Below are 20,375 nucleotides of genomic sequence, written 5' to 3'. Positions count from 1 at the left end.
TATCCACCCTCGAATTAGCTGGCCGGAGCCGCGCGGCGCGCGAGCTCGGTAAGGTTGACCTCGACGGTGGCCGCGCCGATCGGCGTGGCATTGGTCTCGTCGGAAAGTGTCAGGTTGAGCTGGACGTGCCAGATCCGCAGGTCCTCGTCCCATTCCGGCTCGTCGATGAAGACGGCGCCGACGCCGAAGGGGAAGGTCTTCTGGAACTTGGCCTCGTCACCCTGCCAGTAGTCGCTGGTGATCGAGCTCTGGCCGACATTCAGGCCGTTGGCGTCCATCACGAAGATCTCGGTGTAGAGCCCCAGCGTCTGCGCCTGGATGCGCAGCAGGTAGTTGGACAGCGGCGCCGACAGGGTGGCGGAAATCAACGGCTTGTCGTCGCTCTTGCGCTCGGCAATCCATTGCGCGTCGAGCGCGTCGATCGTCGCCTGGTCGATATTGCCGCGCAGTTCGTTCTGCGCCTTGATCGACAGCGGCACGATCGGGTTGGCGAGCCATTCCCGAGTCTGGGCGATGAACGCATCGTCGATCAGCGCCTTGACGTCGGGCACCGGTGGCGCGGCGGCCGCCTGTCCGGCGAAGACAAGGGACGACAACAAGAAGATACCGGCAAGGCGTCGCATTTCGGGCTCCTGTCCAAAATTGGATCGCGTAAGGGTTCCGCTGCGTCGGTTAATGAGGGATTTATGGCAGATTGCTTATTTTTTGTTCAGAAAGTTCAATGAGTTGGCAGAGGGCTGGCGAAGGGCTGCGCGCGTCCTGGCGCGGCCGATGCGATCAGATCTGACAAACCGGGAGGCCTCGGCATATTTTCCAAGGTGTTTCGACGCCTCCTCGCGGGTGGCTGAGATCGGGCGCGGGAGGGCCCTGCGCGATGCCTTTCTTGAACTCCTCCATTGTCCTCGCCATATATGACGAGAACGGAACCAGCGTGTTCCGGCCGGATGCCGTCAGGGTCCGGCAATTGGGACGCTTCGGTCGCGCCGGGTCCGCCGGCGGATCGGTCGTCTGGAAATGGGCCGCTTTGAAAAGGGCTTGAAGCACATGACGCGCATGTCTGCGTTTTCCTCGCCATTGCTTCTGGGGTTCGAGGATCTGGAACGGATGCTCGACCGGGTCAGCAAGGGTTCGAACGACGGCTATCCGCCGTACAATATCGAGCGCCTGCCCAAGACCGAGACGCGCGGCGAAATCATCCGCATCACCCTGGCGGTCGCCGGCTTCACCCGCGACCAGCTCGACGTCAGCGTCGAGGAGAGTCAGCTCGTGATCCGCGGACGCCAGGAAGACGACAAGACGCGTCAGTTCCTGCATCGCGGCATTGCCGCGCGGCAGTTTCAAAGAGCTTTCGTTCTGGCGGAGGGGATCGAGATCCTCGGCGCGGAACTGAAGGACGGCCTGCTTTCCATCGATCTGATCCGCCCCGAACCCGAGCGGATCGTGCGCCGTATCGAGATCGACGCGCGGGACTGACTCCGGCCTCGACCCCGGCGGCACACGGACCGAAGCGGCGGCGCGGCGCAGGCCGGCCGCCGAGAAGGAGCGATGCCATGACACATGACCACCAGACGTTCACCATGAAGCCCGGAGAATTCCAGGCGCTCGGCACCGGGCAGATCGCCTATGTCAAGCCGATGACCTCGGACGACCTCAGCACCCTGTTTCCGCAGGCCCCGCGCATGCGTCCCGGCCTGAACCTGTGGGTGCTGCTCAACGCCGACGGCACGCCGATCATGCTGTCGGACAGCCGCGAGATGGCGCTGGCCAACGCGGCCGAACATCAGCTCCACACGGTGGCGCTGCACTGAGCCTGCAAACGGCCCTCAGGTGAGAGACGGGACGGGCGCCTCGCGCCGGACAATCCCGACACGCAAAAGCCCCGGTTCTTTTCGGAACCGGGGCTTTTGGTATGAGGTCTTTGATGCTGGGGCAGGGCGCCTCGCCCGCTCCCGCCGGTCAGGCGGCGTTGGAGGCGACCGGCTGCGTCAGGATCGAATAGAGCGCGTCGGGATCGCTGGTGGCGCGCAGCTTGGCGACCGTGCCGGGATCGCGCATGCGGCGGGCGATGCGGGCCAGCGCCTTGAGATGGTCGGCTCCCGCCCCTTCGGGCGCAAGCAGGACGAAGACGAGATCGACCGGCTGGTCGTCCAGCGCATCGAAATCGATCGGGCGCTCCAGGCGGGCGAACAGGCCGACCAGCTTGTCCAGGCGGACGAGCTTGCCGTGGGGAATGGCGATGCCGTTGCCCACCCCGGTCGAGCCGAGGCGTTCGCGCTGCAACAGCGTGTCGAACACGTCCCGCTCGGGCAGGCCGGTGACGGCGGCCGCCTTGGCGGCCAGTTCCTGAAGCGCTTGCTTCTTGCTGTTCGCTTTCAGGCTCGGAACGATCGCTTTCGATGTGATGAGATCGTTGAGATCCATAAGGCGACTCGTGGTTCGAGAAACGGGAGGCAACCGGCGTAACGCCGCATCCCGCTGGGGGACGCGGCGTGCCGGACAGGCTGCCTGTCTATCTGGCTGCGTTTTCCGGGTCGATCCAGCCGTAATTGCCGTCGGCCCGGCGGTAGACGACGTTGACCGCGCCGCTGCCGGCATTGCGGAACACCACGACGGGCGCTTCCGCGAGATCGAGCTGCATCACCGCCATGCCGACGGTCATGGTCTTCACCTTGGCGGCGGTCTCTGCGACCACCAGCGGGGTGAAGTCGGCGGGAACCTCCTCTTCCTCCTCCACGGACGCAAGGACATAGGAGGTCGCCTCGAACACCTCGCGCCCATGGGCGGCGCCATTGGCGTGGTGGTCCTTCAGCTTGCGCTTGTAGCGGCGCAGGCGCTTCTCGATCCGCTCGGCCGCGGCATCGAAGCTCTGGCGCGGGTCCTGGCTGTCGCCCGACACCTGCAGGTCAATGCCGGTGTCGAGGTGAAGCAGGCATTCGGAGCGGAAACCGGACCCTTCGCGCCCGACCGTGACATGGCCGGTATAGCCGCCGTCGAAATATTTCGAGATGGCTTCCGCGACGCGGTCTTCGATATGCGTCCGCAAAGCCTCGCCGACATCGACGTTCTTTCCCGATATCCGCAGTGTCATGAGAACCTCTTCTTGTTCTGGTCGTACCGACCCCATCGATGAGTATGGCGTGAGTCTCGCCAGTTTCATCAGGGGCAAACCCACTGTGACAAACCGCGGGCCGGATTGATATCCGCAACCCGACCTATTGCATCCCGGTTCGCGGTCGTGCCCACAGGCCGAAACCCGTCGGCCGGCTGTCGCGCCGGGGTCGCATGCAACACGCCGTCCTTCCGCGCGATACGACCATGCGCGCCGTTTCCGGCACGCATGAGCGCGGGTCTATAAGCGTGCGGCTGCATGAAGTCAAATGGAGTCCGGGCTGCGGCAGCGCGGCTATGGCCGGCCCGGAGGCCGGAGTCGCGGCCAACTGCCTGAAGAAACAAGGGCTTCATTGTCACCCTTCCTTTCCCTGCTGCCCCCGGCTTTCCCTGCCGCCCCCGGCCCGACGCCGCGTCCGCGGCGCCCGTGCGGGTTTCAGCCCCGGCCCGCCTTCTTCTCCCGCCGTCTTTGGACGGAAGAGGCAATGCGCAGGGACTCCCGGTATTTTGCAACCGTTCTGCGGGCAATGTCGATCCCCTCGTCCTTCAACATTTTGACGATCGTGTCGTCGGAGAGAATGTCGTCGGGGCTTTCCGCGTCGATCAGCACCTTGATGCGGTGGCGCACCGCCTCGGCGGAATGGGCATCGCCCCCGCCGGACGAGGCGATGGCGGCGGTGAAGAAGTATTTCAGCTCGAAGATGCCGCGCGGCGTCGCCATGTACTTGTTCGAGGTGACGCGGCTGACGGTCGACTCGTGCATGGAGATGGCCTCGGCGATGGTCCTCAGGTTGAGCGGCCGCAGATGCTGCACGCCATGCACCAGGAACGCATCCTGCTGGCGGACGATCTCGCTCGCCACCTTGAGGATCGTCCGCGCCCGCTGGTCGAGGCTCTTGGCCAGCCAGTTGGCGGTCTGCAGGCATTCGCTGAGGAAGCTCTTCTCCGCCTCGTCGCGGGCCTGTCTGCTGATATGGGCATAGTAGGTCTGGTTGACCAGCACCTTGGGCAGCGTGTCGGTGTTGAGCTCCACCGACCAGCCGCCGTCGCGCGCCGCGCGCACGATCACGTCCGGCACCACCGGCTGGATCAGTGTCTCGCCGAAGGAACTGCCGGGCTTGGGATCGAGCGCCTTCAGCTCGGCGATCATCTCCTTCAGGTCCTCGTCGTCGACGCCGCAGACCTGGCGCAGCGCCGCGTGGTCGTGGCGCGCCAACAGGTCGATATTGTCGATCAGCTTTTCCATCGCCGGGTCGAAGCGGTTCTTCTCGATGAGCTGCAGCTTCAGGCATTCGGCGAGCGAACGGGCGAAGACGCCGGTCGGTTCCAGCGTCTGCAGCACGGCGAGAATGCCGTCGAGCCGCGCCCGATCGATGCCCATCCGTTCCGCCGTGTCGTCGAGATCGAGGCGCAGGTAGCCGGCATCGTCGAGATTGTCGATCAGCACCTGGGCGACGAGACGCTCCACCGGATCGGCGATCGCCAGCACCATCTGGTCGCCGAGATGCTGCTGCAGCGACACGTCGGAGGCGACGAAGGCCTCCAGATTGTAGTCCTCCGAGGCACCGCCCGAGCCGGTGCGCGTCGTCAGGCCGGTCTGCCAGGGGTCGCGCTGCTGCGCCTCGCCCGTCCCCGCCTCGGTCCGCCCGGTGCCCGGATCGTCGGGATAGATGTTGCCGAGATCGGTGTCGAGGCGCTGGGCGATGTCGCGGGCGCTGTCGGACAGTTCCGAGCTGAGCCAGGCATCGCCCTCCGCCTCTCCGGAAGAGGAGGGCGCCGCGGCCTCGGCCGCCTCGCGCTCTGACGGGCTGTCGGCCTCGCCGGCTCCGCCTTCGCCCTCCGCGCGCTCCAGCAGCGGATTGCGCTCCATCTCCGCCTCGACATAGCTCGTCAGGTCGAGCGACGACATCTGCAGCAGCTTGATCGCCTGCATCAACTGCGGCGTCATGATCAGGGTCTGGCCCTGGCGGATCTCGAGCTTTGGCGACAGCGCCATGCAGGCTCCCGGACATGCGGGGCATTTCGATGCAAGGAAACCCCGGCCGCGGCGGGCCCATGCCCGCGCGCTCCGGCGGCGGAACTGCCCCGTCCTCCGCCCGCTCCCCGGACCCGTCCGTCCTGCATGCCGGCGGCGCCGGACATGCGGGCGCGCGTCGCACCTGCCCCCCGGCGCGATTGGTCCGCTTCTTGCTTTGTACCCTATGGGAGTTTTCGCATCAAAGCGTAAACTGCTCGCCGAGATAGAGCCGGCGGACATCCGGGTTGGCGACGATCTCGAGGGGCGAGCCCTCGGTCAGCACTTCGCCGGCGGCGATGATATAGGCCCGGTCGATCAGGCCGAGCGTCTCGCGCACATTGTGATCTGTGATCAGCACGCCGATGCCGCGATGGGTGAGGTGGCGCACCAGGTGCTGGATGTCGCCGACGGCGATCGGGTCGATGCCGGCGAAGGGCTCGTCGAGCAGCATGAAGGTCGGCCGGCTGGCCAGCGCGCGGGCGATCTCGACGCGCCGTCGCTCGCCGCCCGACAGGGCGATCGCGGGCGAGGTGCGCAGATGCGTGACGCCGAATTCCTCCAGCAGCGAGTCGAGGTCGTGCTGGCGTTGCTTGCGGTCTGGTTCCACCACTTCCAGCACGGCGCGGATATTGTCCTCCACCGACAACCCGCGAAAGATCGAGGCTTCCTGCGGCAGGTAGCCGATGCCCAGCCTGGCGCGCCGGTACATCGGCAGGCGGGTGATGTCGAAGCCGTCGAGGCGGATGGTGCCGTGGTCGGGCTGGATCAGCCCGGTGATCATGTAGAAGCAGGTGGTCTTGCCGGCGCCGTTGGGGCCGAGCAGGCCGACCGCCTCGCCGCGCTGGACCATCAGGCTGACATTGCGGACCACCTGGCGCCGCTTGTAGCTCTTGCCGATACCGTCGACGACGAGCAGCCCGTCCTCGCTGGCCGGGTCATAGGGCGGGAGGGCGGTTCCGGTCCGGTCCTGCGTGCCTTTGCGGAAGATGGAGAGGATGTTCACGGATCGGTCCACAGTTGCGCGGCGCGGAAAGGCGGCGTGGGCCGCCTCGTCGGTCTTGCTTGTTGCTTCATTGCATGAAGGCGGCGCTCGTTCAATCCGCCGCGCCCGCCGTCGTTCCGCGCCGGATCAGTTCTGCGGCGCGGTCTCGCGCAGGGTGTTCGGCTGGATCAGCACCCTGACGCGGCCGGATTTCGGCGCCTCGAGATCGGCCTTGCCGGTCTTCAGGTTGACCGTCAGCTTGTTGCCGACGACCACGTTCGGCCCCTGCGACAGCACTACTTCACCGCCGGTCATCACCATGATCTGCCGGTTCATGTCGAACGAGGCCTGGTCGCCGGTCGCGGTCTGGTCCTTCGACGAAATATAGACCCGCCCGCTCGCCTCCAGCTTCGAGATGCGCTGGTTGACGCCGCCGGCGGCGGAACCGTCGTAATGCACGACCAGGCGCTGGGTCTTCAGCATCGCGTCGCCCTGGGTCACGACGACGTCGCCGGTGAAGATCGCGCTCTGGCTCTTGTCCTGCACCTGCAGCTCGCGCGCCTCGATCTGGATCGGCTCGCGCTCGTTGGAGCCGAAGCCGGCGAAGGCGTCGGAAAAGGTCTGGGCCCCGGCGCTGCCGGTGGCGAGCGCCAAGCTGAGGAGAGCGCTGCCGGTGGCGAGCGCCAGGCCGAGAAGAGCGCCGCCGGCGGCGGCGGCGAGACGGGCGGAAAGGGCGGGCAGGGCGTGCCGCGATGCGATCATGGAGCTTTCTCCGCGTTCGGCGGCATCACCGTCATGGAGATGCCGTCGGTGAAGGTCAGTGTACCCGCGTCCTGGTCGAAGCGCATCCGCCCGGCGGTCAGCGAGCCGAAGGAGGAGGTGAACAGCGTCTTTTCCTCGCTGCGCAACTGCCCGCTCTTCAGGTTGGCGTCGAGCGAGCCGAAGCGCGCCGTCTCGCCGCCATTGGCGGTGACGTCGACGCCGTCGTCGAGCCTCAGCGTTTCGGCCGAGCTGTTATAGGTGCCGCGTGCGGCAACAATACGAACACTCTGCTCGGCCGAAAGCCGCAGGTCTGCGGTGATGTGTTCCAGGTCGATGATGCGGGGATCGCTGATCCGCTGGATCGCCCGCCGCGCCGAGACCTTGTAGGAGCGCTCGCCGTCATGGCCGGACAGTTCCGGACTGTCCATGACGAGACCGTCGGCGGTGATGGTGATCAGGCCGAGGCCGAGACCGGAAAGGATGCTGCTGACCGCGATCATCGCGACGACGACGAGCATCATCACGATGCCGGCGCCCGGCACCAGGAACCGCAGCCGGCGGACGCGGCGGCTGTGACGGCGGGCCGCCTCGCGGGCAGCCGCGCGGCGGGCGGCCTCGCGCACCGGATCATACGCGCCCGCCTCCTCGGGCCCGCCGAAATCCTGCCCGTCGAAGGCAGGCTGCAGTCTGTAGGCCTCCTGGTCCAAGCCCGTGTCCGTCCGTCTGGTCCTGTCGCGGCGATGGCGATGCGGCACCGGTCCGCGCCCATGCGGGCCGCGCGCATTCCTCATCCTGCCCCTATATAGGGGGCCGGGCGGGTCCTGTCTGCCTCCGCCGGAAAGAGGCGCCGGTCTCAGCTATGGGCGAAGATGTCGGTGTCGTCCCAGCCGGCGAGATCGAGCGCCGCCCGCGCCGGCAGGAAGCCGAAACAGGCCTCGGCGATCTGGGTGCGCCCCTCGCGCTCCAGCCGCTCGGCGAGCTTGTCCTTCAGCGCATGCAGGTAGAGCACGTCGGAGGCGGCATAGGCGAGCTGCGCCTCGGTGAGGCTTTCGGCTGCCCAGTCCGAGCTCTGCTGCTGCTTGGAGATCTCGACGCCGACCAGTTCGCGGGCAAGGTCCTTGAGCCCGTGCCGGTCGGTATAGGTGCGCACCAGCCGCGAGGCGATCTTGGTGCACCACACCGGCGCGCAGTCGATGCCGAGCCCGTGCGACAGCACGGCGACGTCGAAACGGGCGAAGTGGAAGATCTTGGTCTTGGCCGGATCGCCGAGCAGCTTCGCAAGGTTCGGCGCGCTGGTCTGGCCTGCCGCGATCTGCACCACATCCGCGCTGCCGTCTCCGGCCGAGAGCTGCACCACGCAGAGCCGGTCGCGATGCGGCTTGAGGCCGAGCGTCTCGGTGTCGATGGCCACCGCGCTTGCCGTCCGGTAGGCGGCCATTTCGGGCGCGGAGAGATCGGGCAGGTCGCCGCGATGCAGGCGAATGGTCATGCAGGGGGCCTCCTGGCGGGATGCGGATCTGTGCCTTGTCGAAAGTGACGCCCTTGATATCGGCGTTTCCCGGCCGCGTCCATCGTCTGCGGGAGGCGCCAGCCGGTGCCGCGTCCGTGCCTGGTCGGGGCCGGCGACCCAAAACGAAAAAAGGCCCGGCGAACCGGGCCTTTTTCGTGTGTCTCGGACCTATTGGCATGTCCGGGACGAATTTGGTGCCCAGGAGAGGACTCGAACCTCCACGCCCTTTCGAGCGCTAGCACCTGAAGCTAGTGCGTCTACCAATTCCGCCACCTGGGCTGTGAGGCGCGCTTGTAAGGAACGGTCGCAGGCTTGTCAACGGGGGTTTTGCGATGTGTCCACGTATGTGCAAAACCGGCCTTCACAGACGCGGATGCAAGGGCTATTGAGACCGGCAGGCAGCTTTGCCGGGTCTCCCCCTCCGCCGGCCGCGCGAATCGCTGCGTCGGCAGACGGGGGTCCGGGCAGAGCGCCGACCGACTTGCGGGGCCCGGCCCCGCCGGCGCGAAGACGATCATAGGCGCAGAGGCCATCGCCGGCGCACCGTCACAGGCAGGGACGGCGCCGGCCAGGAAGATGGTCACGAAGGGAGCGACAGTCATGTCCGCGGCATCTGGTTCGAAGGCCCTGAACGGCAAGCTCGTCACCGTATTCGGCGGCTCGGGTTTCATCGGGCGTCACGTGGTCCGGGCGCTGGCCCGGCGCGGCTACCGGGTGCGGGTGGCGGTGCGCCGTCCCGATCTGGCCGAGCATGTGCAGCCGCTCGGCGCCGTCGGCCAGATCATGCCGGTGCAGGCCAACCTGCGCCATCGCTGGTCGGTCGACCGGGCGGTGCAGGGCTCGGATGCGGTGGTCAACCTGGTCGGCATCCTCTATGAGGCCGGCGCCCAGACCTTCGACGCGGTGCAGTCCTTCGGCCCGCGCGCGGTTGCCGAGGCGGCACGCGCCGCCGGCATCGACAAGGTGGTGCATCTGTCGGCGATCGGCGCCGATGCCAATTCTCCCGCCGCCTATGCCCGCTCCAAGGCGGCCGGCGAGCAGGCGGTGCTGGAGACGGTGCCGCAGGCGGTGATCCTGCGCCCCTCCATCGTCTTCGGTCCCGAGGACGATTTCTTCAACCGCTTTGCCGCCATGGCGCGGATGTCGCCGGCGCTGCCGCTGGTCGGCGGCGGCGTGACCAAGTTCCAGCCGGTCTTCGTCGGCGATGTCGCCGAGATGGTCGCCCGCGCGGTCGACGGCGAGCTGAGGCCCGGCGGCATCTATGAACTCGGCGGGCCGGAGGTGCTTTCCTTCCGCCAGTGCCTGGAGACGATGCTGAAGGTGATTCGCCGCAACCGCCTGCTGCTGCCGCTGCCCTTCCGCCTCGCCCGCCTCCAGGCGCGGGTCCTGCAGATGCTGCCCAAGCCCCTGCTGACGGTCGACCAGGTCGAGATGCTGAAGGTCGACAACGTCGTCTCGGGCGAGGCCGAGGCGCAGGGGCGGACGCTCAAAGGGGTCGGCATCGAACCGCGCACTCTCGCGGCGATCCTGCCGACCTATCTGGATCGGTTCCGCCAGCACGGCCAATATGCCGCCAACCGGATGACCCCCGGCCCGGAGGTCTGAGACCCCGTCCCCCTCAGCGCCGGGGCTGGCGACGGCTCGCCTCGGGCCGGCCGACGCGCATCCGCTCGTACCTGATCATGTCGTCGTCCGGCTCATAGCCATAATAGCCGCGCGACAGGCCGATATCGCGCAAGCCCGCCTCGTCCAGCCGCTCCAGCGCCGCTCGCGTGCGCCGGGCCGAGCGCCACTCCCACCAGCGGGCAACAAGCATCTGTATGGCCCGCCCCAGCAGGAGCGCCGGCAGGAAGCGCGGCGGCGTCGGAAAATCATACGGATCGGCCGTCGCAGGGCTGTTCGGGGGCGTTCCCGTCCCGGCGGTTCGGGCGTTGACCGCGGCAGTCCTGATCGCTCCGGTCCGGTTCACGCGCATGTCGGTCATGACTGTCTCTCCTGTTGCCTGGCCGCTCTCCCCGTGAGGCCCGTCGAGGGCGCTGCATTGTGGAAAGCGGCGATGCAAAGCAGGATGGCAGGGCATACCTGACACCAGCGCGTCAGGTATGTTCGGGCAGTGTCGCGGCAGGCGATTTTTTCCGGAGACAAGAGCGATGAACGCCATCGAACGGGCGCTCGGCATCCTGCTGTTGCTGACCGGCGGCCAGCGCAGCGCGGTCGAACTGGCGGAGCGATTCGGCGTCTCCGTGCGCACCATCTACCGCGATGTCGACCGGCTGCTGGCGCTGGGCATTCCGGTGGAGGCGGAGCGCGGGGCGGAAGGCGGCTACCGGCTGGCGCGCGACTACCTGCAGCCGCCGGTGGCGCTGACCCGCGGCGAAACGGCGGCGCTGCTGGTGGCGCTGGCCCTGGTGCGCGGCTTGCGGGCGACGCCGCTGCTGTCGGAGCTCGATGCGGCCGAGGCCAAGCTGCTGACCTCGCTGCCGCGCGCCGCGCGCGAGCTCTTCGCGCAAGGCGAGCGCATCGTCGGCATCGAGTGCCCGCCCGTCGACATCTTCCATCCCGAGCCGGACGGCACCGGCGAGGGCGACACCCAGCTTGCCGTCGACCGCTTCATGCAAGGGTTGCTGGCGGCAAAGCGCGTGCGCCTCACCCACGAGAACCCCTATCGCGGCCGCAGCGCCGACTACGACATGGAGCCGCACGGCATCCTGTTCGACCGCGACCGCTGGTATCTGTTCGGCCACGATGTCGATCTGGGGTCGGAGCGGCTGATCCGCGCCGACCGGGTGCGGCAGATCGAGGTCGGCGGCTTCGGCTTTCGCCCGCGCGCCTCGCTGTCGGTGCAGAGCCAGATCGGCCGCGCCTGGCTGTCGCGCGCCATGCGCCGCTGGGAAGGCGAAGGGCGGGTCAGCCGGCTGCTCGTCACGCAGGAGCAGGCAGAGCGGCTGCGGCGCGACTGGTATTATCGCCACGCGATTTTCGGCGCGCCAAGCGGGGAGGGCGCCGCCGACACGCGGCTGGAGGTGTGCGTTCCCAGCACCGAGGCCGAGGTGATCCTGCCCTTGGTGCGCTGGCTGGGGCCGGGGGCGCGGCTGCTTGCCCCCGACGATCTGCGCCGCCGGCTCGCGCAGGACCTGGCGGCGATGGCGGCGGAGGCCTCAGCCGACGAGATATAGGCCGGCGAAACCGGCAAGGCCGACGCCGATGCGCCACCAGGCGAAGGGCGCGAAGCCGTGCCGGCTGACGAAATTGAGCAGCCCGCGCACCACGAAGACGGCGGTGACGAAGGCGGCGACGAAGCCGACGGCGATGACGGTGACGTCGTCCACCGACAGGATGTCGCGGTTCTTGTAGAGGTCGTAGGCGAAGGCGCCGGCCATGGTCGGCATCGCCAGGAAGAACGAGAACTCCGCCGCCGAGCGCTTGTCGGTGCCCAGCAGCAGGGCCCCGGCGATGGTGGCGCCGGAGCGCGAGACGCCGGGCACCATCGCCAGCGTCTGGAAGAAGCCGATCGCCAGGCACAGCCACAGCGGATAGTCCATCACGTCGTCATAGCGCGGCACCCGCTTCATCCGGTCGACGGCGAGCAGCGCGATGCCGCCCAGGATCAGCGTGGTGCAGATCAGCGCCGGCGATTCGAACAGCACCGCCTTGATGAAGCCATGGGCGAGCACGCCGATCACCGCCGCCGGCAGGAAGGCGAGCAGGATGCCGGCGACGAAATGCCGGGCCACCGCCTCGTGCGGCAGGGCGACGGCAATGGTCCACAGGCGGTGGAAATAGACGGAGAGGATGGCGAGGATGGCGCCGAGCTGGATCAGCACCTCGAAGGACTTGCCGGTGCTCTCGAATCCGATGAAATGTCCCAGCAGCAGGATATGCCCCGTCGAGGAAACGGGAATGAACTCGGTCAGGCCCTCGACAAGGCCAAGGATCAGCGCTCCGACGAGCGTCTCCGTTTGCATGGGCTGAACTCTCCGGCTTCCTGGGGAATTGCTGCGTTGTGTGACGACGTGCTGCAGCGTATACGGGCGCCTCATGGTGCCGCCCGCTCTGCACCGTTTGATTAACCGTAACCGGTTACGATCCTCTTATGCTGACGTTGTATCGCCATCCGTTCTCGCCGCAGTCGCGTTTCGTGCAGCTTGTGCTCGCCGAATACGGCGCAAAGGTGGAGTTTGTCACCGAGCGCCCCTGGGAGCGCCGCCGCGAGTTCCTGATGCTCAATCCGGCCGGCGCCCTGCCGGTGCTGCGGGAGAATGACGGCCCGCCGGTGTGCGGCGCCTTCGCCATCATGGAATATCTCGACGAGACGCGTGGCTATGCGGTCGGCGACCGGCGGCTGATGCCCGACCATCCGGACGCGCGGGCCGAGACCCGGCGGCTGGTCGACTGGGCGGTGAACAAGCTCGACAACGAGGTGATCGGCCCCTTCGTGCGCGAGCGCATCTACAAGCAGGACATGCCGTCCTCGCAGGGCGGCGGATCGCCGGATTCGGCCATCCTGCGCGCCGCGCGCGCCAATATCGGCCACCATCTGCGTTATTTCGGCTATCTTGCCGCCTCGCGCAACTGGCTGGCGGGCGAGCGGCTGACCTTCGCCGATTTCGCCGTCGCGGCGGAGCTGTCCTGCGCCGATTATCTGGGTGAGGTGCCATGGGCGGAGGAGGAAAACGTCAAGGCGTGGTACGCGCGGATGAAGTCGCGCCCGAGCTTCCGTCCGCTGCTGGCGGAGAAGATGCTGGGCATGCCGCCGGCGCCGGTCTATGCCGACCTCGACTTCTGAGCCCGCAGCAGGCGGAGCGGCTGAAGGCCGCGCTCGCTGACAAGGCGCGGGCGCTCGGCTTCGACGACATGCGCATCGCCCTCGCCGATCCCCCGCCGCGGACCTCCGAAAATCTCTCACGGTTCCTCGCCGCCGGCCATCACGGCTCGATGGCATGGATGGCCGAGACGGCGGAGCGGCGCGCCGCGCCCCAGGCGCTGTGGCCGGAGGCACGCCGAGTGATCAGCCTCGCGCTCTCCTACGCGCCCGACGAGGATCCGCTGGCGACGCTGGGCGCGCCCGAGCGGGCGACCATCTCCGTCTATGCCCGCAACCGCGACTATCACGACATCATCAAGGGCCGGCTCAAGGAGCTGGCGCAGCACCTGCTGGCGCAGGCCCGGCGGATGGGGCTGGATGAAGGGGAGGTGAAGGTCTTCGTCGACACCGCCCCGGTGATGGAAAAGCCGCTGGCCCAGCAGGCGGGCCTTGGCTGGCAGGGCAAGCACACCAATCTCGTCTCGCGCCGGCTCGGCTCCTGGTTCTTCCTCGCCGAGATCTTCACCGATCTGGAGCTGCCGGTGGATGAGGGCGAGGTCGACCATTGCGGCTCCTGCCGCGCCTGTCTCGACGCCTGCCCGACGAAGGCGTTCCCCGCGCCCTACCGGCTCGATGCGCGCCGCTGCATCTCCTATCTCACCATCGAGAACAAGGGGCCGATCCCGCGCGCCTTCCGCACCGCCATCGGCAACCGCATCTATGGCTGCGACGATTGTCTCGCCGCCTGTCCCTGGAACAAGTTCGCGGTCGAGGCGCGCGAGGCACGGCTGATCGCCCGCGACGAGCTGCGCGCGCCCGCCCTCGCCGACCTGCTTGAGCTGGACGATGCGGCCTTTCGTGCGCTCTTTTCCGGCTCGCCGATCAAGCGCATCGGCCGCGACCGCTTCCTGCGCAACGTGCTGATTGCCGCCGGCAATTCCGGGGCGTCGTCGCTTGTCGCAAGGGTGGAGGCGCTGCTCGGCGACGCCAGCCCGCTGGTGCGCGGCGCGGCCGTGTGGGCCTTGTCGCGCCTGCTGGCGGCGGACGCCTTTTCCCGCCTCGCCGGCTTGCGGATGGCGAGCGAAGACGACGGCGAGGTGCGCGCGGAATGGCAGGTCGGACTTGCCGCGTGCACGGCAGATGGGCAGGGCGGACAGTCGTCCTGATCCGCCGACGCCCCGCGAATTCTAGAGCATATTCCGTTCAGATCGAACCGATCTGAACGACAAGAATATGCTCAAGGTATTGAATCTGGAGCGATTTCTTATCGATCAGGTGATTCCACCTGATCGGAAAGCGCTCTAGCGGGTGAAGGCGGAAAACGCCTGCACGACGCTTTCATAGACAGCGCGCTTGAACGGGATGACAAGGCCGGGCAGGTCCTCCGCCCGCCGCCAGCGCCACTCGCAGAATTCCGCCTTGTGGCCGTCGGGCGGGGTCAGGATGTCGATCTCCCGCTCCTCGCCCTCGAAGCGGAAGGCGAACCATTTCTGGGTCTGGCCCTTGTAGCGGGCCTTGTGGCGGATCGGCACGATCTCCGGCGGATAGTCGTAGGAGAACCAGGACGGCGCCTCGGCGATCAGCGAGATCGAGGCGATCGCGGTCTCCTCGTAGAGCTCGCGGCGCGCGGCGGCGAGCGGGTCCTCGCCCGCGTCGATGCCGCCCTGCGGCATCTGCCAGCAATAGTCCGGGTCCGCGCCGCCCTCCGGCGCCCGCTTGCCGGTCCACACCAGGCCCTCGGCATTGAGCAGCATCACACCCACACAGGGGCGATAGTCGGGCAGGGCGGTGGGGCTGAGCACGCGGCGGTCTCCTTCGGCGAGGCTGCGAGGATAGGCGAGGGTGATACGCGGGCGAGAGGCTGGCGGCAAGCGGAGAGGTGCCTGACAGGCGGGGACGACGGGCAGAGGGACGACGGGCAGAGGGACGATGGGCAGGCGCGCGGCGCTACTGGCCGACCCGGTCGATCGAGGCGCTGATCGGGATGAGCTGCAGCCCGCGCTCCTCCAGGTCGCGCGACCATTTGGCGAGTTCGTCGATGGTCACCGGCAGGGCGCTGGCAATGCCGACCGCCATGCCGCGCGCCCGCGCCGCCCCTTCCAGTTGCAGCAGCCGGGCGGTGATCTCCTTCGGCCGCGGCACGTCGTCGATGACGAGGTCGGCGTGGGAGAAGGGCGTGCGCAGCCCGCTGGCGGTCGAGGTCGCGACACTGCGCGAGGACGAGCCGTCGTCCACATACATCAGCCCGCGCCGGGTGACCTCGCCCAGCAACTGCTGCAGCGATCCCTCCGTGGCGGTGAAGCGGGCGCCCATGTAGTTCATCACGCCGACATAGTTGGAGAGCCGGCTCATCAACCAGGCGAGCCGGTCGCGCAACTCGTCGGGCGAGTGGCTGACCAGCAGCGTGTGCGGCCCCGGATCGTTGTCGGGATAGTCGAACGGTTCCATCGGCAGTTGCAGCAGGAGTTCGTGGCCGGCGCGGCGGGCCTGCTGCATCCAGCGGTCGATGCTGGAGCCGTAGGGGGCGAAGGCGAGGGTGATGTCCGGCGGCAGCCGGTCGATCGCTGCCTGGGTGCTGGTCTGCGACAGGCCGAGGCCGCCGACGACGATGGCGATCTTCGGCACCGAGGCGAAGGTCTGGCTGACCGGCCGGGCATAGATGTCGAGCGGCCGCAGCCCGGTCTCCGAGACGGTCGGCAGGCGGCCATGCGGACCCGTTTCGCTCACGCGCGCATCCGGCCGCTCCGACAGGCCCTGGCCGGCGACGAGCGCCGGGGCGGCCTCGTCCACGGGCGTGCCGGTCTCGTGTCCGGAGAGGGGCTTGGGTTCGAAACGCGGACCCAGCGTCTCGTCGCGATCCGCGACCTGTGACCTCGCCTCGCCCTGCTCGGGCAGCGAGGGGCGGATCTCCACGACGCCGAAGTCGCGAGCGGTCAGGCCGTCGAGGGAGCGTTCCAGCGGGATCGAGGCGGTGGGCTCGCCGCCGAGCGGATCGTCGACCACGCCGATCCACACCAAGGCGGTCAGTGCCAGCAGGGTGATCATGCCGGCGCCGATCAGCCCGAGCGGAAGGTTGAGATATCTCTTCTTGCTCAGCCCGAGGGGAGTCGAGAGGTCATTTCCCGCCATGGTGCCTCATCCGCTTTCAAGACGGGCGGGTGCGGCCTCCCCTCCCCAGGGCGCCCGCACCCGGTCGTTGCTGTCAGTTCGGAACCGCGGCCTTCCGGTCGCCGACCGGCGGGAAGGCGCTGTTCACCTGAACGCCGTTGAGCAGGTCGAGCGCCAGCTTCAACTGGGCGTCGTCCTTGGGGTCCGGCGGCACATAGGCCTGGCTGCCGGACTCTTCCTCGCCCTCGCCCTGCAGGTGGCCGCGCAGGCCCGCCTCGCCCTTGGTCTCGGCGCCGTTGGCGCGCAGTTCCTCGGGCAGTTCCTGCAGCACCTCGATGTCCGGGGTGATGCCCTTGGCCTGGATCGAGACGCCGGACGGGGTGTAGTAGCGCGCCGTCGTCAGCCGGATCGCGCCGTTGGCGCCGAGCGGGACGATGGTCTGCACCGACCCCTTGCCGAAGGACCGGGTGCCGAGCACGGTGGCCCGGCGGTGGTCCTGCAGGGCGCCGGCGACGATCTCGGAGGCCGAGGCCGAGCCGCCGTTGATCAGCACGATCACCGGCTTGCCGTTGGCCAGGTCGCCGGAGCGGGCGTTGTAGCGCTGGGTCTCGTCGGCGTTGCGGCCGCGGGTCGAGACGATCTCGCCGCGCTGCAGGAACGCATCGGAGACGGCGATCGCCTGGTCGAGCAGGCCGCCGGGATTGTTGCGCAGGTCGAGCACGAAGCCCTTGAGCTTGCCGGAGCCGATTTTCTTGGCCAGCTCGCTCATGCCGTCCTTCAGCCCGTCATAGGTCTGCTCGTTGAACTGGGTCACGCGCAGGTAGCCGACATCGCCCTCCTCGCGGAAGCGGACGGACTTGATGCGGATGACGTCGCGGGTGATGGTCAGCTTGATCGGCTCGGCCCGGCCCTCGCGGCGGATGGTCAGCTCGATGCCGGTGTTGACCGGCCCGCGCATCTTGTCGACCGCTTCCGACAGGGTCAGGCCCTGGATCTGCTCGCCGTCGAGATGGGTGATGAAGTCGCCGGCCATGACGCCGGCCTTGTGGGCGGGCGTGTCGTCGATCGGGGTGACGACCTTGACGAGGCCGTCCTCCATCGTCACCTCGATGCCGAGGCCGCCGAACTCGCCGCGCGTCTGCACCTGCATGTCGCGGAAGTGCTTGGGCGAGAGATAGCTCGAATGCGGATCGAGCGAACTCAGCATGCCGTTGATGGCCGACTCGATCAGCGCCGCGTCGTCCGGGACCTCGACATAGTCGGAGCGCACGCGCTCGAAGACGTCGCCGAAGAGGTTGAGCTGCCGGTAGGTGTCGGAGGCGGCGGCGTTGGCCACGCCGCTGACCCGCACCGGCATCTGCGAGAGGGCGGTGATTGTCGCGCCACCGATGAGCGCACCGACCAGCAACAGGGAAGCTTTCCGAATCATCCGCGAGCCTTTTCTTCTTCGGGCCGAACCCACCAAGGCGTGGGATCGATCGAAACGCCGTCTTTCCTAAATTCCACATAGAGCACGGGTTGCGGGGCGACGAGGTCGAGGGTCGCCGCGCTTGCGACGCGCGTCTCTCCCATCGTCGCGACAGGCTCCCCTGCCAGCACGAACTGTCCCTGCTCGACATTCGTCCGGTCCATGCCGGCAAGGAGGATATGATATCCGTCGCCGGCGTTCAGGATCAAGACCTGGCCGTAGGAACGGAACGGTCCGGCATAGACGACCCATCCGTCCGCCGGGGCCACCACCTGGGCATTGGTGCGGGCGGCGATCGAGCGCCCCTGCGCCGTGCCGCCGAAACCGTCTTCCGCGCCGAAGTCCCGCAGCACCGTGCCGGAGACCGGATCGCCGAGGCGGCCCTTGGCGTCGGCGAAGGCGATGGCCGGCGCCAGCCGGCCCGGATCGCTGAACGGATCGCTCGGCCGCGGCGCCGCACGGCGCTCCGCGTCGGCCTTGCGGGCGGCGTCCGCCGCGTTGCGGGCGCTGGCGATGTCGCGTTCCAGCGCCGCGATCAAATCCTTGAGAGTGCCGGCTTCCTCGGCCAGTTGCCGCGAGCGGTCGCGCTCCTGGGCCAGTTCCGCCTCGCTTCTCTCGTGGTCGCGCTTCTTCGAGGCGACCAGCATCTCCACCCGGGTGCGCTCCTCGGCAAGGCGCTGTCCGTCGGCGACCAGCCGGTCGCGCTCGGCGGCGCTCGACACCTTGAGCTGGCGCAGCGAGGCGAGATCGCTCGCCAGCGCCTGCGCTTCCACATGCAGTTCCGGCATCACCGCGTTGAGCAGCAGGGCGCTGCGCACCGCGGCCAGCGCGTCGTGCGGCTGCACGGCGAGCGGCGGCGGCGGATGCCGGCCGATGCGCTGCAGCGCCGAGAGCACCTCGGCCAGCACGTCCTGTCGCTCGACAAGGGATGCGCGCACTGCGTCCTCGTTCTCTCCCAGGCGGCGCAAACGGTCTTCCGTCGCCGCCAGTTGCTCCTCCAGCCGGGTCACCCTTTGCGCCGTGCGCAAGAGGTCGGCGTTGAGCGCCTGCCGGTCGCGCTCGATGGCGCGGATTTCCCGGGCAAGCGCGGCCTGCCGGTCCGCCGACAGCGACAGGTCGCGGGTCAGCGTCGACAGTTCCTCCTCGCGGCGAGCCTTGCGCTCGGCCAGGCCGTCCGGTTCGGAGGCCGGATCGGCGGCGGCGGCCTGCTGCGCCGTCTCGATCTGTTCCTCGCTGGCCAGGCTCCGGCCGGACCCGTGCGGCGCAGCGGCCGCCGCGAGCGCGGCGAGACTGAGGATCAGCAGCAGATGACCTGTCCGCATGGCTCTCGGCAGTTGGTCGCATGTTCACCGTTGCGCCCGTGCGGACCGCGACGCCGGTCGTGCCGGTGCGGGATCCGCCGGACGCGGGGAGCCCGGAGGGGCTGACTATGGATGACCAGCTTGCCCCAGGGACGTTAACGAAACGTCAACCCTAACGATTGGTAAACCCACGATCCTGCCTGTCACCGCAAGCCCTAGACGAGAATTGGGGCGGAATACGGGCAGTCCCCGGCGTCAGGTACCCCCCAACTCAGGCACCCCGATGATAGGGATGGCCCGACAGGATCGTCACCGCCCGGTAGAGCTGTTCGGCGGCCAGCGCCCGCACGATCTGGTGCGGCCAGGTCATCCGGCCGAAGGCCAGCCTGAGACGCGCGGCCTCCAGCAGCGCCTCGCCGTGCCCGTCCGGGCCGCCGATCGCCAGCGCCAGGTCGGCGGTGCCGGCGTCGCGCAGCTTCGCCAGGTCCTCGGCGAAGGCTTCGCTGGTCATGTCGCGGCCGGTCTCGTCGAGGCAGAGGATCGCCGCGCCCGCCGGCAAGGCGGCCAGCAGCGCACGCGCCTCTTCCGCTTTGCGGTCCTGGGCGCGGGGGCTGCGCGACTCGGGCAGTTCGATCACCGACAGCGGACCGAGCGACACGCTCCGCCCGGCCTTGTCGATGCGCGCGCCGTAGCGGCCCATCAACTCGCGCTCCGGGCCGGCCTTCATGCGGCCGATACAGGCGATGTGCAGGCGCATGGGCGAGCCGGGACTTTCTGCTTTTGGATCGGTCTTGAGGGGGCGGCAGGCGGCCAAAACCTCTCGTCCCGCCAGCGCTGGGCCCGGCGGGCTGCGGCCCTCGTCGTCTCCTCGCTACGCCGGCGTCAGCCGGCGTAGTGCACCGGTGCGCTCACGTCGTCGACGGACCACAGCTTCTCGATATTGTAGAAGGCGCGGACCTCGGGGCGGAACACATGGACGATCACGTCGCCCGCATCGATGAGCACCCAGTCGCACTGGGGCACGCCTTCGATCTGGGCGTTGCCATGGCCGGCATCCTTCAGGTCGCGCAGCAGGTGATCGGCGATGGCGCCGACATGCCTGTGCGAACGGCCGGAAGCGACGATGACCTGGTCGGCCATCGGCGATTTGCCGGTGATGTCGATGGTGACGATGTCCTCAGCCTTGGAATCGGCCAGCGAGGCGAGGACGCTCTCGAGCAGGTCCGCACGCTGCTGCGTGCCGGCTGCTGCGGGGTGAGGGGCGGTGGGAGCCGTCGCCTCGGTGTCGAAGGTCATACTCAGACGGATTGCCTTT

22 protein-coding genes and 1 tRNA gene are annotated in these 20,375 nt (G+C 68.3%); 6 read left to right on the top strand and 17 right to left on the bottom strand.

What is annotated here, in order from left to right:
• Window positions 1-14: 14 nt before the first annotated feature.
• Window positions 15-623, bottom strand: a complete 609-nt coding sequence (locus P2PM1_RS11770; protein WP_186388805.1) for a hypothetical protein — start codon at window positions 621-623, stop codon at window positions 15-17.
• Between the two features lie 421 nt (window positions 624-1,044).
• Here P2PM1_RS11770 and P2PM1_RS11765 point away from each other — a divergent pair, with 421 nt between their 5' ends.
• Both P2PM1_RS11765 and P2PM1_RS11760 read left to right on the top strand, forming a co-directional pair.
• Entirely contained in the window at window positions 1,045-1,473 is a 429-nt protein-coding gene (locus P2PM1_RS11765; protein WP_067223553.1) for an Hsp20 family protein, read from the top strand.
• 77 nt (window positions 1,474-1,550) lie between these two features.
• Window positions 1,551-1,808 carry a DUF1150 domain-containing protein gene (locus P2PM1_RS11760; RefSeq protein ID WP_186388806.1) on the top strand — a complete coding sequence of 86 codons (258 nt, stop codon included), beginning with the start codon at window positions 1,551-1,553 and terminating at the stop codon, window positions 1,806-1,808.
• A 148-nt stretch (window positions 1,809-1,956) separates the two neighbouring features.
• Here the strand turns inward: P2PM1_RS11760 and ptsN are convergent, their stop codons facing one another.
• The 8 genes from ptsN to P2PM1_RS11720 form a co-directional block, all read right to left on the bottom strand.
• Window positions 1,957-2,421: a PTS IIA-like nitrogen regulatory protein PtsN gene (gene ptsN, locus P2PM1_RS11755; RefSeq protein WP_186388807.1), complete on the bottom strand. Its 465-nt coding sequence runs from the start codon at window positions 2,419-2,421 to the stop codon at window positions 1,957-1,959.
• An 88-nt stretch (window positions 2,422-2,509) separates the two neighbouring features.
• On the bottom strand, window positions 2,510-3,088 hold the full coding sequence (gene hpf, locus P2PM1_RS11750) for a ribosome hibernation-promoting factor, HPF/YfiA family (RefSeq protein WP_186388808.1): 579 nt from the start codon (window positions 3,086-3,088) through the stop codon (window positions 2,510-2,512).
• Between the two features lie 456 nt (window positions 3,089-3,544).
• Window positions 3,545-5,104 carry an RNA polymerase factor sigma-54 gene (gene rpoN / locus P2PM1_RS11745; protein ID WP_186399185.1) on the bottom strand — a complete coding sequence of 520 codons (1,560 nt, stop codon included), beginning with the start codon at window positions 5,102-5,104 and terminating at the stop codon, window positions 3,545-3,547.
• Between the two features lie 220 nt (window positions 5,105-5,324).
• Entirely contained in the window at window positions 5,325-6,128 is an 804-nt protein-coding gene (gene lptB / locus P2PM1_RS11740) for an LPS export ABC transporter ATP-binding protein (RefSeq protein WP_186399184.1), read from the bottom strand.
• 126 nt (window positions 6,129-6,254) lie between these two features.
• Window positions 6,255-6,869, bottom strand: a complete 615-nt coding sequence (gene lptA, locus P2PM1_RS11735) for a lipopolysaccharide transport periplasmic protein LptA (RefSeq protein ID WP_186388811.1) — start codon at window positions 6,867-6,869, stop codon at window positions 6,255-6,257.
• Window positions 6,866-7,576, bottom strand: a complete 711-nt coding sequence (lptC, locus tag P2PM1_RS11730) for an LPS export ABC transporter periplasmic protein LptC (RefSeq protein ID WP_186388812.1) — start codon at window positions 7,574-7,576, stop codon at window positions 6,866-6,868. Before lptC ends, lptA begins: the two co-directional genes overlap by 4 nt.
• Before the next feature lie 146 nt (window positions 7,577-7,722).
• Window positions 7,723-8,358, bottom strand: a complete 636-nt coding sequence (locus P2PM1_RS11725) for a ribonuclease D (protein ID WP_186399183.1) — start codon at window positions 8,356-8,358, stop codon at window positions 7,723-7,725.
• A 213-nt stretch (window positions 8,359-8,571) separates the two neighbouring features.
• Window positions 8,572-8,658, bottom strand: a tRNA-Leu gene (locus P2PM1_RS11720).
• 321 nt (window positions 8,659-8,979) lie between these two features.
• Here P2PM1_RS11720 and P2PM1_RS11715 point away from each other — a divergent pair.
• Window positions 8,980-9,984 (top strand): complex I NDUFA9 subunit family protein, encoded by a 1,005-nt coding sequence (locus P2PM1_RS11715; protein WP_186399182.1) that lies wholly within the window; start codon window positions 8,980-8,982, stop codon window positions 9,982-9,984.
• Between the two features lie 13 nt (window positions 9,985-9,997).
• Here P2PM1_RS11715 and P2PM1_RS11710 read toward each other — a convergent pair whose 3' ends face one another.
• Complete coding sequence (locus P2PM1_RS11710; RefSeq protein ID WP_186399181.1) at window positions 9,998-10,363, bottom strand: DUF1127 domain-containing protein; 366 nt, start codon at window positions 10,361-10,363, stop codon at window positions 9,998-10,000.
• Between the two features lie 166 nt (window positions 10,364-10,529).
• Here P2PM1_RS11710 and P2PM1_RS11705 point away from each other — a divergent pair, with 166 nt between their 5' ends.
• Window positions 10,530-11,555, top strand: coding sequence for a YafY family protein (locus P2PM1_RS11705; RefSeq protein WP_186399180.1), 1,026 nt, complete (start codon window positions 10,530-10,532; stop codon window positions 11,553-11,555).
• On the opposite strand, the gene P2PM1_RS11700 is transcribed toward P2PM1_RS11705, so the two are convergent.
• Entirely contained in the window at window positions 11,538-12,344 is an 807-nt protein-coding gene (locus P2PM1_RS11700; protein WP_186388818.1) for an undecaprenyl-diphosphate phosphatase, read from the bottom strand. The two genes, P2PM1_RS11705 and P2PM1_RS11700, sit on opposite strands and share 18 nt — an antisense overlap.
• Window positions 12,345-12,472: 128 nt before the next feature.
• Here P2PM1_RS11700 and P2PM1_RS11695 point away from each other — a divergent pair, with 128 nt between their 5' ends.
• Complete coding sequence (locus P2PM1_RS11695; protein ID WP_186397188.1) at window positions 12,473-13,165, top strand: glutathione S-transferase family protein; 693 nt, start codon at window positions 12,473-12,475, stop codon at window positions 13,163-13,165.
• Window positions 13,162-14,349, top strand: coding sequence for a tRNA epoxyqueuosine(34) reductase QueG (gene queG / locus P2PM1_RS11690; protein WP_186399441.1), 1,188 nt, complete (start codon window positions 13,162-13,164; stop codon window positions 14,347-14,349). Before P2PM1_RS11695 ends, queG begins: the two co-directional genes overlap by 4 nt.
• 135 nt (window positions 14,350-14,484) lie before the next feature.
• Here the strand turns inward: queG and P2PM1_RS11685 are convergent, their stop codons facing one another.
• The 6 genes from P2PM1_RS11685 to rsfS form a co-directional block, all read right to left on the bottom strand.
• Window positions 14,485-14,985 carry an RNA pyrophosphohydrolase gene (locus P2PM1_RS11685; protein ID WP_186399179.1) on the bottom strand — a complete coding sequence of 167 codons (501 nt, stop codon included), beginning with the start codon at window positions 14,983-14,985 and terminating at the stop codon, window positions 14,485-14,487.
• A gap of 145 nt (window positions 14,986-15,130) precedes the next feature.
• On the bottom strand, window positions 15,131-16,312 hold the full coding sequence (locus P2PM1_RS11680) for a divergent polysaccharide deacetylase family protein (RefSeq protein ID WP_208985261.1): 1,182 nt from the start codon (window positions 16,310-16,312) through the stop codon (window positions 15,131-15,133).
• Window positions 16,313-16,385: 73 nt separating this feature from the next.
• The gene (locus P2PM1_RS11675) at window positions 16,386-17,720 is read right to left on the bottom strand and encodes a S41 family peptidase (protein ID WP_186388821.1); all 1,335 of its coding nucleotides are present in this window, start codon (window positions 17,718-17,720) and stop codon (window positions 16,386-16,388) included.
• Complete coding sequence (locus P2PM1_RS11670; protein WP_186388822.1) at window positions 17,717-19,081, bottom strand: murein hydrolase activator EnvC; 1,365 nt, start codon at window positions 19,079-19,081, stop codon at window positions 17,717-17,719. The genes P2PM1_RS11675 and P2PM1_RS11670 overlap by 4 nt, the downstream gene beginning before the upstream one ends.
• Window positions 19,082-19,331: 250 nt before the next feature.
• Entirely contained in the window at window positions 19,332-19,817 is a 486-nt protein-coding gene (gene rlmH / locus P2PM1_RS11665; protein ID WP_186397190.1) for a 23S rRNA (pseudouridine(1915)-N(3))-methyltransferase RlmH, read from the bottom strand.
• 125 nt (window positions 19,818-19,942) lie between these two features.
• On the bottom strand, window positions 19,943-20,356 hold the full coding sequence (gene rsfS, locus P2PM1_RS11660) for a ribosome silencing factor (RefSeq protein WP_186388824.1): 414 nt from the start codon (window positions 20,354-20,356) through the stop codon (window positions 19,943-19,945).
• Window positions 20,357-20,375: the final 19 nt, after the last annotated feature.

Source organism: Stappia sp. P2PMeth1 (assembly GCF_900185735.1).
In the GTDB taxonomy this organism is placed as follows: domain Bacteria; phylum Pseudomonadota; class Alphaproteobacteria; order Rhizobiales; family Stappiaceae; genus Stappia.
This window is presented reverse-complemented; position numbering and strand designations above follow the sequence as displayed.

Coding starts and splice junctions, on each gene's coding strand:
- P2PM1_RS11675 (WP_186388821.1), bottom strand. CDS start 17,720: ATGATTCGGAAAGCTTCCCTGTTGCTGGTCGGTGCGCTCATCGGTGGC.
- lptA (WP_186388811.1), bottom strand. CDS start 6,869: ATGATCGCATCGCGGCACGCCCTGCCCGCCCTTTCCGCCCGTCTCGCC.
- ptsN (WP_186388807.1), bottom strand. CDS start 2,421: ATGGATCTCAACGATCTCATCACATCGAAAGCGATCGTTCCGAGCCTG.
- P2PM1_RS11760 (WP_186388806.1), top strand. CDS start 1,551: ATGACACATGACCACCAGACGTTCACCATGAAGCCCGGAGAATTCCAG.
- P2PM1_RS11670 (WP_186388822.1), bottom strand. CDS start 19,081: ATGCGGACAGGTCATCTGCTGCTGATCCTCAGTCTCGCCGCGCTCGCG.
- P2PM1_RS11770 (WP_186388805.1), bottom strand. CDS start 623: ATGCGACGCCTTGCCGGTATCTTCTTGTTGTCGTCCCTTGTCTTCGCC.
- P2PM1_RS11700 (WP_186388818.1), bottom strand. CDS start 12,344: ATGCAAACGGAGACGCTCGTCGGAGCGCTGATCCTTGGCCTTGTCGAG.
- P2PM1_RS11765 (WP_067223553.1), top strand. CDS start 1,045: ATGACGCGCATGTCTGCGTTTTCCTCGCCATTGCTTCTGGGGTTCGAG.
- P2PM1_RS11710 (WP_186399181.1), bottom strand. CDS start 10,363: ATGACCGACATGCGCGTGAACCGGACCGGAGCGATCAGGACTGCCGCG.
- P2PM1_RS11695 (WP_186397188.1), top strand. CDS start 12,473: ATGCTGACGTTGTATCGCCATCCGTTCTCGCCGCAGTCGCGTTTCGTG.
- P2PM1_RS11715 (WP_186399182.1), top strand. CDS start 8,980: ATGTCCGCGGCATCTGGTTCGAAGGCCCTGAACGGCAAGCTCGTCACC.
- P2PM1_RS11725 (WP_186399183.1), bottom strand. CDS start 8,358: ATGACCATTCGCCTGCATCGCGGCGACCTGCCCGATCTCTCCGCGCCC.
- P2PM1_RS11705 (WP_186399180.1), top strand. CDS start 10,530: ATGAACGCCATCGAACGGGCGCTCGGCATCCTGCTGTTGCTGACCGGC.
- hpf (WP_186388808.1), bottom strand. CDS start 3,088: ATGACACTGCGGATATCGGGAAAGAACGTCGATGTCGGCGAGGCTTTG.
- rsfS (WP_186388824.1), bottom strand. CDS start 20,356: ATGACCTTCGACACCGAGGCGACGGCTCCCACCGCCCCTCACCCCGCA.
- rlmH (WP_186397190.1), bottom strand. CDS start 19,817: ATGCGCCTGCACATCGCCTGTATCGGCCGCATGAAGGCCGGCCCGGAG.
- rpoN (WP_186399185.1), bottom strand. CDS start 5,104: ATGGCGCTGTCGCCAAAGCTCGAGATCCGCCAGGGCCAGACCCTGATC.
- P2PM1_RS11680 (WP_208985261.1), bottom strand. CDS start 16,312: ATGGCGGGAAATGACCTCTCGACTCCCCTCGGGCTGAGCAAGAAGAGA.